The sequence below is a fragment of the Thermobaculum sp. T2p genome (genome assembly GCF_059335935.1).
Genome location: NZ_JANZYQ010000017.1, coordinates 1 through 13,312 on the forward strand (window position 1 = coordinate 1; position 13,312 = coordinate 13,312).

Annotated in this window: 10 protein-coding genes and 1 riboswitch; of the genes, 5 read left to right on the forward strand and 5 right to left on the reverse strand. The window is 50.4% G+C overall.

Annotation, left to right across the window (positions count from 1 at the left end; genetic code table 11):
- The coding region (locus tag N2245_RS08280) for an LLM class flavin-dependent oxidoreductase (protein ID WP_494536266.1) at positions 1–544 on the forward strand (544 nt) is incomplete at its 5' end.
- Positions 545–572: 28 nt separating this feature from the next.
- On the opposite strand, the gene mutL is transcribed toward N2245_RS08280, so the two are convergent.
- Together mutL and mutS are read right to left on the reverse strand one after the other, a co-directional pair.
- Entirely contained in the window at positions 573–2,312 is a 1,740-nt protein-coding gene (gene mutL / locus N2245_RS08285; protein ID WP_494536267.1) for a DNA mismatch repair endonuclease MutL, read from the reverse strand.
- Entirely contained in the window at positions 2,302–5,094 is a 2,793-nt protein-coding gene (gene mutS / locus N2245_RS08290) for a DNA mismatch repair protein MutS (RefSeq protein ID WP_494536268.1), read from the reverse strand. The genes mutL and mutS overlap by 11 nt, the downstream gene beginning before the upstream one ends.
- Positions 5,095–5,432: 338 nt before the next feature.
- On the opposite strand from mutS, the gene N2245_RS08295 reads away from it, so the two are divergent.
- Genes N2245_RS08295 through N2245_RS08305 form a run of 3 tightly spaced genes read left to right on the forward strand, consistent with a single transcriptional unit; the run spans position 5,433 to position 8,622 of the window.
- Positions 5,433–7,061: a nitrite/sulfite reductase gene (locus tag N2245_RS08295; RefSeq protein ID WP_494536337.1), complete on the forward strand. Its 1,629-nt coding sequence runs from the start codon at positions 5,433–5,435 to the stop codon at positions 7,059–7,061.
- A complete protein-coding gene (locus N2245_RS08300) occupies positions 7,061–8,251 on the forward strand; it encodes a Coenzyme F420 hydrogenase/dehydrogenase, beta subunit C-terminal domain (RefSeq protein WP_494536269.1) in 1,191 nt (396 codons plus the stop codon). Before N2245_RS08295 ends, N2245_RS08300 begins: the two co-directional genes overlap by 1 nt.
- Before the next feature lie 2 nt (positions 8,252–8,253).
- The gene (locus N2245_RS08305; protein ID WP_494536270.1) at positions 8,254–8,622 is read left to right on the forward strand and encodes a hypothetical protein; all 369 of its coding nucleotides are present in this window, start codon (positions 8,254–8,256) and stop codon (positions 8,620–8,622) included.
- A gap of 65 nt (positions 8,623–8,687) precedes the next feature.
- Here the strand turns inward: N2245_RS08305 and N2245_RS08310 are convergent, their stop codons facing one another.
- On the reverse strand, positions 8,688–9,323 hold the full coding sequence (locus N2245_RS08310; protein WP_494536271.1) for a DUF47 domain-containing protein: 636 nt from the start codon (positions 9,321–9,323) through the stop codon (positions 8,688–8,690).
- A 204-nt stretch (positions 9,324–9,527) separates the two neighbouring features.
- Positions 9,528–9,746: a hypothetical protein gene (locus N2245_RS08315; RefSeq protein ID WP_494536272.1), complete on the reverse strand. Its 219-nt coding sequence runs from the start codon at positions 9,744–9,746 to the stop codon at positions 9,528–9,530.
- Between the two features lie 119 nt (positions 9,747–9,865).
- Positions 9,866–9,995: riboswitch (cyclic di-AMP (ydaO/yuaA leader) on the reverse strand.
- 967 nt (positions 9,996–10,962) lie between these two features.
- On the opposite strand from N2245_RS08315, the gene rho reads away from it, so the two are divergent.
- On the forward strand, positions 10,963–12,258 hold the full coding sequence (gene rho, locus N2245_RS08320; protein ID WP_494536338.1) for a transcription termination factor Rho: 1,296 nt from the start codon (positions 10,963–10,965) through the stop codon (positions 12,256–12,258).
- A gap of 16 nt (positions 12,259–12,274) precedes the next feature.
- Here rho and hemB read toward each other — a convergent pair whose 3' ends face one another.
- A complete protein-coding gene (gene hemB, locus N2245_RS08325; protein WP_494536273.1) occupies positions 12,275–13,285 on the reverse strand; it encodes a porphobilinogen synthase in 1,011 nt (336 codons plus the stop codon).
- Positions 13,286–13,312 lie beyond the last annotated feature (27 nt).

Consider the following 13,312-nt stretch of genomic DNA (forward strand, 5'->3'; position numbering starts at 1 on the left):
CCGGGAGGCTTGTGCCATCATCCATGCCATGTGGACCCAGGACTACCCTCAGTTTGAGGGCAAGTACTACCAGATAGATCGTCCCATCAACGAGCCCAAGGGAGTCAGGAAACCTCATCCCTCCTTCTGGATAGGTGGAGGAGGGGAGAAGGTCACCCTCAGACTAGTAGCCCAGTACGGCAACGCCTGCAACCTAGCATCAGATCCAGAGATCCTAAGGCACAAGCTGGAGGTGCTCAGGCAGCATTGTGAGGAGCTAGGCAGAAACTACGACGATATCATCAAGTCCACAGGAGTAACCGTGCACCTGGTACGCCCTGGGCAGGACCCACGTGAGGCCACATGGCGAGCTCGTGGCAGGCAGAGCTTTGAGGAATACTCTCGCAACGTCATAGTAGGTACTCCGGATGAGGTAGCTGAGAGGTTGCAGACCATTGTTGATGCTGGCGCTAACTATTTTATAGTTACCCTGCCTAGAGTGGCCTACGACACAGAACCCCTCCATTGGTTCGCAGAAGAAGTAATCCCTCACTTCCAGAAGTAACCACATAGCTGCCCCAGGATTGGGGCAGCTACCACTCGAAATCTCTGTAAAGAGATTCCCTCGGCAGGTACCTGATAATAGGAGAACCATGGGGACAAATCGCAGGGGTGCTAGTGTGCCCTAGTCTTTCCACAATCCACACCATATGGTCACGCTCAAGCGACTTACCTCTGCGCACAGCCATCCTGCATGCCATGCGAGTTATAAGCCTGTGCTTCCAGTTGCCAGGATCCTCAAAGGCCGAAGGCTCATCCTGAAGTATCCAGAGAAGGTCTGAAGCAGTTAAATGATCTCCAAGCTCTTTTCCTGCATCTGGCAGAGCTCGCACTAGGAAGGCATTTCTACCAAACACCTCACACTCAAATCCCAGTGCGGATAGCTCGTCCATGTACTCTGCCAGCTTTTGCGCTTGGTGAGTACGCAGCTCGATCACTACAGGCTCAGATAGCAGCAACCCCTCAGATCCATCCATGCGCTCGGCGAGAAAACGCTCATATAGCACACGCTCATGCGCCCTGTGCTGATCCACTAGGTAAAGCCCTTCCTCTCCCTCCAGCACTATGAGCCTATCGTGCAGCTGGGCAAGCACCTTCACGGGAGGTAGGTTCGGAGTTACAATCCTTCCATCAGGCCAACTCTCCTTCTCTTCCGCTATCTGTAGCCTTGGATATTCTGAAGGGAAAGGCTCAATACCGTAGTACAGCAGCGACTTGGAGGCGGACGGATTCTTCCCGAGAGCACTCCTCAGCTGCTCACAAACGCTTTCGGCCACCTCTCTCTCATCCAGGAGCCTCACCTCCTGCTTAGCTGGATGTACGTTCACATCCAACCTAGATGGATCCAAATCCAACTGCAACAACATGATCGGGTGCCTACCCTTTGGTAGTATGCTCCTATAAACCTGTTCCATACTCGCAATCAGCGCCTTTACCTGCACCCACCTGTTGTTAACTACTATGTTAATGTGATGCCTGCTAGGTCGTGTCACCGAGGAATCGCTGAGGATCAACCTGTACCTGCCATATCGCAACTCCCTGATCCCTAGATCGATGATGTGCTCCTCAAGCTCGTCACCATACAGCTCGATTAGTGCTGCAAGGCGATCACCTTGGCCACTGGTACTAAGGAGCCTCTTCCCTTCAAAATAGAGCCTGAGAGCTATATGTGGGGAACTAAGATACAGCCGACGAAGTACCTGAGAGATGTATCCCACCTCCACCTGAGGCTTGTCCACCATAGCCAGCCGCGCAGGCACATTTCGGAATAGGTGGCGTGCTACGACTATAGTACCTCCAGATGCAGGTGCAGTATAGTCCGCCACTACCTTGCCATCTCGGACAGTAATGGATCTACCCACATCCTCCCATTTTGCCGAACTGGTTATGGTGAGCTCCGACACAGCAGCTATACTAGGCAGAGCCTCTCCTCGAAAGCCAAGCGTCGTAATAGCATCCAGTTTACCTTCCGGGAGCTTACTAGTAGCGTGCCTCTGGACAGCAAGATGCAGCTCGTCGGTAGGTATGCCCATGCCATCATCAACTACGCTTATATACGCCAGCCCACCCCCCTTCACGTCCACACGGATCGATGATGCAGCAGCATCTATTGAGTTTTCTACCAGCTCCTTCACCACAGAGGCAGGTCGCTCTACTACCTCGCCAGCTGCGATCATCCGCACAACGTCATCAGGCAGCAGCCTTATCTTAGGACGGTTAGCAGAAGATGCACCACCTACAGGTCCCTCAAACACCCCGTGCTCATAGATCACTTCTCATACCCCTCAGACGTCGTTGCCACTCTTCTATCTTCTGTAGAGCCTCTACAGGCGAAAGACAAGCAAGGTCAGTATCAAGGATATCCTCAGCGACACCTTCAAGCTCGCTCCTGGAGGGCTCAAAGCCCTCCAATACCCCCTGATAAGCCAGCATATTTCCATCGAGAGTCTTTACAGCAGACATCTTCACCGGCAAAGGATTTCCGCTACACGTATAACGCTCTATAGGCTCAAAAAGATGCCTTGCACCATCACAAGAGGCTTCACTTATGTCAAATTTAGGTGCTAAGTCGTTAACCCTACCATCTTCCTCATATCTCATAGCTTCACTTGCAGAGCCAGAGCTCAGAGCGTGAAGTATGTTCTCGGCCCTGCCAGCCACCCATGGAGGTAGACCTGCTAGCCTGGCCACATGTATTCCGTACGACCTGTCCGCAGCTCCTGGACGCACTGAGTACAAGAACACAATGTGATCTTTCTCCTCAGCAACAGACACATGCATGTTCTTAGCCCCTGGGAGCTTCTCAGCTACTATAGTCAATTCTAGGTAGTGGGTGGCAAATAGGGCTCTAGCCCTAACACGATCATGTATGTCCTCCAACACTGCCTGAGCTATTGCCACGCCATCATAGGTGCTCGTGCCCCTACCAATCTCGTCCAACACAACCAGGCTCTTCTCTGTAGCCCCATTGAGTATGGTAGCTGTTTCCACCATCTCCACCATGAAAGTACTGGCACCTCGAGCAAGGTCATCATGAGCACCCACCCGAGTGAATATGCGATCAACAAGTCCTATATGTGCGCTCTCGGCGGGCACGAATGAGCCTATCTGAGCTAGCAGGACTATAAGAGCCACCTGCCGGAGATAAGTGCTCTTGCCACCCATATTGGGGCCCGTGATCAGCAACACTCTCGGCCAATTACCACCTATATAGCAATCATTGGGCACAAACCTTTCCCCTTCTAAGGAGGACTCGACCACGGGATGCCTACCATTGCGTATCTCGATAACGTCCGAATCATCCACCAATGGACGGACCCAACTGTATCTGGAGGCTACTTCCGCTAGCGCCACAAGGGCGTCCATCTCCGCCAGAAACTGCGCGGTAGCTAGCAACCTTCGAGTGTTGGCGCTTACAAGCGACCTCAGAAGAGCAATAGCCTCGTTCTGTAGGCGTTCTATGGCATCCTCAGCTCGCGTTATCCTGGATTCCACTTCCTTGAGGGGTTCTGTTACAAACCTTTCACCAGTAGAAATAGTCTGCTTGCGCACGTAGTCTCTCGGCACCAGATGGAGGTTTGGTCTAGTGACTTCTATGTAGTAGCCGAATACCTTGTTGTAACCCACTTTCAGGCTACGTATACCCGTTCGCTCCCTTTCTTTTTGCTCCAGCCTGGCTAGCCACTCCCTAGTAGACCGCAGTTCCTCAAGAGCATCCTCTAGCTCTGGCATGAAGCTGGGCAGTATCACTGGGGAGCCATCATCAGCCTCTGCCACAGCCATCCTCAAACGAGAAAGGATATCTTCACAAGTGTCCATACTGCTTGCTACACTTGCCAGCGCCTGCTGATGTGTACTGGCTAGTATCCTCACCAGAGAACCTACATGTCCTAGAGCCGAAGACAGCGATAAGAAGTCTCTTAGAGTAGATCCGGACTGAGTGCATCTGCTAACTGCTCGCTCCAGGTCGCCTATCTGGACGAGTTGATTGGCAATCCGCGCTCGTACTCGAGGCATCTGGACAAGAGATTCTATGATATCCTGTCGCCTTCTAATCTCCTGCAGATCACGTAAGGGCGTATTGATGATCCTTCGCATGGCTCTGGATCCCATAGGAGTACTAGTCAGATCCACTACTCCCAGTAGACTTCCCCTGCTGCCTCCCGTACCAAAACTGCGTGTGAGCTCAAGGTTCCTTCTCGTCGCAGGGTCCATTCCCACTATATCTTCCGCACCCTCCATACGTATGGATGTCAGCATGCAGAGAAGTGATGGGTTGGTCTGCTCTATATAGGTGTATATGGCTCCTGCCGCACCAAGGGAGGCCTTTGCATCTTGGCAACCAAAGGCATCAAGCGACCTGACACCAAAGTGCTTGCACAGCAGTTGATAGGCAACTTGTGGATCACAGTTTTGGCGCCTAACAGGCGTAGCATGAGCCTGAGATAACACCAACTTATAGGGGAACCCCTCGGGAATCAGACATTCAGCAGGAGATACCCTTGCCAACTCCTCTTGCAGGCGCTCCGACGCATCGTCGCCTCTAAGCTCCATCAGCCTGAATTCACCAGTGCTAACATCCACCCAGGCAATTCCTATCCTGGCACCCACATCATAAACCGCAGCTAGATACCGATTCTCCCCTGCAGGCAACAATGCAGATTCCACTACAGTACCAGGTGTAAGCACTCGGGTTATCTCACGCTCCACCAATCCCTTTCCGGGCTCACTCATCTGCTCAGCAATGGCTACGGTGTGTCCTGCATTTAGTAACCGCGACAGGTAGTAGTTGAGGGCATGATGTGGAACTCCCGCCATAGGCACACGACCACTTCGCCCAAAAGTCCTGGAGGTCAAAGTAACGCGAGCATCGCGCGCAACTACTCTGGCATCGTCATCAAAGGCCTCGTAGAAGTCCCCCATCCTATAGAGCAATATCGCATGGGGATACTTCCTCTTAAGCTCCAGATACTGCCTTCTGGACGGTACCAGATCCCTGGCCGCCAGCTTGTCATCTATATTCCTGACAAGAGATTCCACCTGATCTTCAGGCATAGCCTTTCGCCCTCCATCTGGTCGCTCTAACGAATGCGCACCGTACGCTGTATAGCATAAATCACTCTGATAGTTACCGACAAATAATCACGAGGAGGATAGCTATAGGTAGCAAATATTTGTTGCTCCAGATTGCAACGTGAAAAGCAGATACAAATACCGAATTATTCTTATTGCGAAAAGATGCATGTAATATATGAGGTCATTTTCTCTCAAACTCTTGAGATTTAATTGGCACAATTGTTATCATCTCTGTAACCATGAGGTTAGAGCATATCTATTGCAATTAATTTCAACTAGTAAATTCATGGTAATTCTAGAAAGGAAGGGTTGTGAACATGAAGTTTCTACGCCCCTACAAGAAACTAAACAGCGTTGAGCAGGCAAAGCTGAAGAGACATCCACTCGATGTCCGTGATGACATCATCAATAAGTACGCTAAGGAAGGTCCTGAAGCCATAGCCGCAGTTGAAGGCGAGCAAGAACGCCTCAAGTGGTTTGGCATTTACCCTCAACGCCAGGGCGGAGATGCCTTCATGTTCAGAATCAAGATCCCCGGCGGCAGACTTACCTCCCAGCAGGCCCGAGTGATTGGACAGATGGCCGAAGAGTTTGCAGTCGGACCATACCCTAACCCCGTATTTGGTACGGGCTTCCTAGATATCACCACCAGACAGGATATCCAGCTGCATTGGATAAAGATCGGTAACATCCCAGAGATGTGGCGCAGGCTGGAAGAGGTAGGCATGACTACCACCCAAGCCTGCGGTGACTCGGCCCGCAACGTTGTCTGCTGCCCTGTGTCTGGACTTGATCGTGAGGAAGTCATTCACGCATATCCCCTGGCTGAAGCCATAACCCAGTTCTTCCTGGGGAACAGGGAATATGCTAACCTCCCACGTAAGTTCAAAATGAGCATAACGGGCTGTGTAGAGGACTGCGCCCAGGCCGACATCAACGACATAGGACTCACCCCGGCAAGGCAGGAGGACGGCACCTTAGGATTCAACGTACGAGTAGGAGGGGGGCTAGGCGATGGCCCAAGGATGGCCAGCGACATAGATGTCTTTGTTACCCCCGATCAGGTCGTAGAGATATGCCGGGCCATAGCTCAGGTTTATGGGGAGCTTGGTAACAGGGAGAACAGATGGACTTGCCGCCTGCGCTACCTTGTACAGGAGCTGGGGCCCGAACAATTCAGGTACGAGCTTCAGCAGCGAGCAGCATTCGAATTGACCCCGGCAGGCGAGGACCTTACAAAGCGCTACAGGGGCGACCATATAGGCGTGCACCCTCAGAAACAGGACGGTCTATACTACGTTGGATGCAACGTCACCGTGGGCAGGATGCAAGGCAAAAACCTCATAGAGCTTGCCAGGCTTGCCGATGAGTACGGCAATGGCGAGATCAGGCTCACCAACGACCAGAACTTTGTAATTCCCAACATACCTGAATCCAGTATCGATGCCTTGCTCTCCGAGCCCTTGCTACAGATACACTCCCCCTTCCCCAAACCCTTTGAGAGAGGGGTAGTAGCCTGCACGGGTAACGAGTTCTGCAGGTTCGCCATAGTCGAGACAAAAGTCAGGGCTTATCAATGGGCTAAATATATGGATGAGCACGTGCAGACCGACCAGGAAGTCATACGGATGCATTTTTCAGGATGCTCAGCCTCTTGCGCGCAACCGCAGATCGCAGACATTGGCTTCAGAGGCGACACTGCTATTACGGATTCAGGGGTAGTAGAGGCCGTAGACATAGGGCTCGGAGGTAGCCTGGGTCCCGATGCAGCATTTATAGACTGGGTTGAGGGAGCTAAACCAGTAGACGAAGTCCCCGAAGCTCTGGTCAGGCTGTACAAGCGATATGAAGCTGAGAGAAAAGATGGCGAACGCTTCTACGAATGGGCGAGGCGTATCCCAAACAGTGAGCTTAGAGCAACCCTACAGAATGGAGGTGGTCAATAGTGTCAGGTTTCTCTATTCGCAAGTTCATGAACGGTATTGAAGAACCCCCGAACAAGATATTCTTCTGGGAGCTCGAGCAGGCAGTTATAGATCCCGGAAGATGTGTACAGTGTGGGGCCTGTGTGGCTGCGTGTCCCTCCGATTCTATAGGCGTGGCTGATGATGGACTACCCAAGCTCGTCAAGATGTGCACGGGTTGCTCGCTCTGTTGGGACTTCTGCCCTCGCGGCGGCTTGCGATACGAGGCCGGCTGGAAGATGTTTGCAGAGGACTCAGGTGCAGGATTAGGTACTGTTCTTGAGAGCTACACGGCAAGAGTCTCGCCATACATAGACGGCGTCCAAGACGGAGGCGTCGTGACAGCCTTGCTCATCGCACTGATGGAGGCAGGAGAGATCGACGGAGCCCTGCTAGCTAGGGAAAGCAAGACAACGCCGTGGAAAGCGGAGCCCTTTATAGCACGTACGCCTGAAGAGGTTATAGAGTGCGCAGGCAGCTTCTATAATCAGACAATGGCCCTATCTCACCTGGACCTCAAAAAGTACAAGCTAGGGCCAGATGCCAAAATAGCTCTGGTTGGTACACCCTGCGAGATACAAACACTCAAAGCGATGCAAGCAAGACCCTGGAACTGGGGCTCAAGCAATGTAGATGCCGTGGTACTTACAATAGCACTCTTGTGCACCAAGAACTTCAACTACGAGAAGCTCATGGTCCAGGAGATAGAGCGCAAGAGGGGCATACCCCTGCATCAGATAGGCAAGTTGGATGTCATTCGTGGCAAGATGCTAGTGTACGATCACGAGGGCAATACACTAATTGATGAGCCAGTCAAAGACTTCCATGGCGCTGCACTCAAAGGATGCGATGAATGCGCAGACTTCCTAGGGCGAACAGCTGATATATCCGTAGGTTCCGTGGGTAGTGCTGACGGCTACTCCAGCGTCCTAATAAGGACCCAGAATGGCAAAAGGGCATTCGAACATGCTAAGCCCAAACTGGAGCTGAGACCATTGGACAAGCCCAAGGCGCTAGAAAAGCTGGACGCTCTAGACAAGAAGATAGCATTCGAGACACTTGAGAGACCCTTCGACCCAGATGCACCACTATTTATTGAGTATGAGGATCACCTCATGCACTATGCTGGCTCTGATAGAGCTCCTGTTGAATATGATGCTGTGAGATATTAGTAATGATGAGCAAGACTCCTGTACTACACATCCCGAAGGAACCCAGCGAAACCCTCACGGAGATCAGGGCCACTTATGGTAAATCTCAGCTTGAGGCCCTGCACCTAGTCAACGATGGCAACATAATCGCCAGATACCTATGGAAGGAATGGCAGAAGCCTCTGACACAAGCAGGATTGACCTACAACGACCTGCTGAGGGCAGTCAGGGGATACAGGCAAGAGTTTTGGCTCTGGGTAATGGGTGAAAGGCCTTGGGACCACTGCGTCGTGGGCACAGCTGGGAGGCTAGCACGGAGAGTATCTAGCAGCAAGGTCAAGCTTGAAATAGAGGATCTGGATTCAGGGTTTGTATCAGAGCTAGTAAGCTAGCCCCATCAGGAAGTCAACCTCCTAAGATAAAGAGGGGCGGTTTGGCGCTTGTCCCTCCCGCCCCTTTAGTCCTTTATTATCAAAGTCTCCATAACGTTAGCCACGTCCTCCGCCTGGTCCGTAGTGTCCTCTAGCAGACCATAAAGCTCTTGCCACCTTAGGCCGTTAGCTACATCTTCGAGCGTCTGCGCACCTTCGAAGACTTTAGCCAGCGCTTCATCCAGGACAACGTCTGCTTCATTCTCCAAGTCATGTATTAGCACGATGTTTCTCTGAACTTCATCGTGATCCCTAACCTTCTCAAGCAACGGAATAGATCTATATATTATGTTCCCCTGATCCCTGATCACTCTGCCAAGGGTCACTGCTTCAGGATATACAGCGCTTATACCATACAAGTGAAAACGCCTGGTCACAGCGTATATATGGTCAACAAAATTGTCTATCCTGCTACTAAGTGACTGGACATCCTGACGATCAAAAGGTGCTATAAAACTTCTGGAAAGGGCATTGAGAATAGTGTGGTTTATGTCATCACCCCTCTGCTCCAGCTCGTGGATGCGCTTTGCTTTCTCACCAACGCGCTCAAAGTTGCAAAGCAGATCATAGAGAGCTTCAGAGGTCTCATAAGCATTCTTTGCTGCATTTATAAAATACTCGAAATAGGGTTCTGAGTGAGGAAGAAAGCTCTTGAACGGCATGCACTTTCCTCAACCTAAATTTTGTTACAACTACAGATTGTATCGAAAAACCACTTGGTTCGTAATCATCAATAAGTTCATCCGCCTGAGAAAAGTTATACATATTGCAAATAGTAACAACATCATAATAAGAGATGTCAAAAGAATAGAGGCGGGAATTTTTCCCGCCTCTACATGTAGCTTCTCATACCAAGGGAGTCTTAATTATGGCACATCTTGAGATCCGGCAGATCCTTCAAGATATGGCACTGTGCTCGAGCGCACGAACTCTACCTCTACCTCCCCCTGAGGTAGATTAGTAACTCTTTGGACTATCCAGCCAGTAGTCGACATCTGATGTACCTCACGTGACATCTGATCTCGATCACGGTATCTAACAGTCCTGGTCTCCAAGTGGGATTCCCTGTGTTCAGAAATAGCCATAGATATCTCCTTTCTAGCTCCAGCAGTTATCGCAGAGAGCCGAGGGGAAATAAAGGAGTTCACCTGAGGGCAAGTTGACACAACCCACGATAGACAGCTTAAAGTCCTTGGCACCAAGCAAAACTCCTTTCGTACGCCTACGGGGTTAGCTGACGGGTTAGGGTCGAAAGGCTACCCTGTCCAAGTGGACTTCACCCCAATTATCTTGGGTCCCCCGCTCCCTTCAAAGGGATTCGGCTCTCTAAGTAACCTAAAGTAATTATAACAGCAAAGAGTGCCACCAAGGAGAAAACCCAAATATTTTTTATAACAGTCAGCCCTGAGTATGATCTAGGTTGCACGCCGATTGACTAAGAAAGCAGTTTATGCTACCCTAGAAGTGAATCTATTTGGTAAATTCCTGGTAATTTACCTTTTGGTTCTCCTAGCAGCATCAGCTAGCTAAACCTTCCTTAGGTGGTTTCCACGAACTACTTGAGTCATATATATCCGTTGCATTCTATAGACTATAAATTCACACACATGAATGTGAGACCTATCTTACTCCCTTGCAATCTTCCTTTAAGTGAGGTTTCAGCTAATGGATAACACTAAAAATCAAGAACTAGAAAGGAACATCGAAGAGATCGCAACCACAACGATTACAGAAAGTCCAGTAGATACGAGAGCATCAGCTCCTCAGCAAAGCCAGCAAACATCCAACGTAGATAACCAACCATCATCAGACCAGACAGCAAGCAACAACTTAGAACCCAGTAGTATAGCTTCAGAGAAGCCATCAGAAGATCAACTTGAACCTCCTATATCTGAATATAGAGTTGATAATAAGCCTGAAATCGTCTCAGAAGCACCTACCGATCAGCAAACCAGCATGCATACCCAAGAAGATACATTCTACAATGATCAACAACCAGAAAACCTAGTTGTTACTGAACAATCGGCCGAACCTGATCCTCCAGTTGCTGAAACAACAGAAGTAGTCGAAGTCGAGCAACAGGAGGAGCAAGCCGAACATAGGAAAGATGTAGCTCAGGAGCCCTCATCAACAACAGCTGTTGCAGAAGAAGCCACCTCCGAAGCAGCAACTTCTACAGAGGTGGATAAGGCGGAAGAAAAGCCAAGTAGTAAGAGGTCGAAGAAGAAGTCAAAGCAGAATAACGGTCGTAACGGGAGCAACCAGCAGGAAAGGACGAACGGTAACAACACAGCAGTTGCTGTGGCTAAGAAGCCTTCTAATGAGACAGAAACTGTTCAGGCTCCCACATTCACTTTTGCAGAGCTACAAAGCATGACTAAGGCTAACCTGCTTGCCCTGGGCAGAAGCCTGGAAGTCGAAGTCTCAGGCAGCATGACCAAGGAGACCATAATCTATAAGATACTGGAAGCCCAAGCTAACCGAGCTGGTTATCTGCTGAAGCAAGGCATTCTGGATATCATAGAAGATGGTTTTGGCTTTCTTAGGCAGGAGAGGTATCTACCTTCTCCGGACGACGTGTACGTCTCACAATCTCAGATTCGTAGATTTGGGCTCCGCACCGGCGACCACGTAATAGGTCAGGTTAGGGCTCCAAAGGACAACGAAAAGTATCACTCCCTGCTCAGGGTGGAAGCTGTAAACTATATGGACCCAGAGGCCGCACGAAAGCGCCCATTTTTCGACCAGCTAACGCCCATTTTCCCCAACCGGCAGCTGGTTCTCGAGACCACCCCGAAGCAGCTTAGCACTAGGCTTATAGACCTGGTAGCACCAATCGGGAGGGGCCAACGTGGCCTTATAGTATCACCGCCCAAGGCAGGTAAGACCACGCTACTCAAGGACATCGCCAACGGTATAACTCATAACTACGATGACGTTCACCTCATGATGCTCCTGATAGGTGAGCGTCCTGAAGAGGTTACAGATATCCGTAGATCGGTAGAGGGAGAGGTTGTAGCAAGCACCTTTGATGAGCCCGTTGAGGATCACACCAAGGTCGCTGAGATGGCCCTTGAGCGCGCCAAGCGGCTGGTTGAGTGTGGGAAAGACGTAGTGATACTAATGGACAGTATCACCAGGCTGGCAAGGGCCTATAACCTGGTAGTACCCGCAAGCGGCAGAACCCTCTCTGGTGGTATAGATCCCGTGGCCCTATATCCTCCTAAGAGATTCTTTGGTGCGGCCAGAAACATAGATGAAGGCGGTAGCCTTACAATAATAGCCACATGCTTGATAGATACCGGTAGCCGCATGGACGACGTGATCTATGAGGAGTTCAAAGGCACCGGCAACATGGAGCTTCACTTGGATCGTAAGCTCCAAGAGAGAAGGATCTTCCCCGCTATAGATGTACAGCGTAGCGGCACTAGAAGAGAAGAGCTGCTCATACCTGAGCCAAAGCTGCAGAAGATTTGGACTATGCGTAGGATGGTAAGCATGCTAGGTGGGCTTGAAGGCACTGAACTTCTCCTGAACCGCTTGGCAAAGACCGAAAACAACGAGGAATTCCTGAACACCCTCAACAAAGAGCTATAAGCAGCAGTTGGCTATCTTATTCGGATAGCCAACTGCAAACATCAAGCGAATGGTAGCTGATTATCATGTCGGCCCCTGCTCGCTTAATACCTGTAAGTATTTCCATTACAGCTCTGCGCTCATCCAGCCAACCGTTCATGGCCGCAGCCTTTACCATAGCGAACTCGCCACTGACATTGTAGGCCGCAACAGGAAGATCAAATCTTTCCTTTACCTTAGATATAACATCTAAATAGGCCAACGCAGGCTTGACCATCACTATATCAGCACCCTCGATTACGTCCATATCAACTTCCCGGATAGCCTCTCTAACGTTAGCCGGATCCATCTGGTAGCTTCTCCTGTCACCAAAAGCAGGGGCTGACTCAGCGGCCTCTCTAAACGGACCGTAGAAGCAGCTAGCGTATTTAGCCGAATAAGCCATTATGGGCACGTGCTGAAATCCTTCAGCATCCAGCAGCTCCCTGATAGTCAGCACCGTACCATCCATCATGTTCGAAGGCGCTACAATGTCCGCTCCAGCCCTGACATGCGACAGCGCTGTTCGTGCCAGGAGCTCAAGAGAATCATCATTCTGAACATCACCATCTCTTACAACGCCACAATGACCATGAGAAGTGTACTCACATAGGCAAACGTCGGTTATGACAATCATCTCAGGGAATCTATCCTTTATCTCGCTCACAGCAACCTGAACCACACCATGCTCATCATAAGCCTGCGAACCAACCTCATCCTTATGATTAGGAATTCCAAACAACAGTACAGCACGAATTCCCAGCTCCCAAGCAGTCTTGATTTCAGATAGAGCCAGGTCAATTGACTGCTGCCTCACTCCTGGCATAGAGGGGATATCATTACTTACAGAGGTTCCCTCCCTTATAAAGAGCGGTAGAATCAAGTCCTGAGGACTGATCTCTGTCTCTCTCACCAGTGTCCTAAGGCTCTCTGACCTCCGTAGCCTGCGTAGGCGTACTCTAGGAAATGAATATCCGGCAGTGGTACGAATAGTACTTGTATCAGACACCGAGGCACCTCCAGTCTAGCACTGACA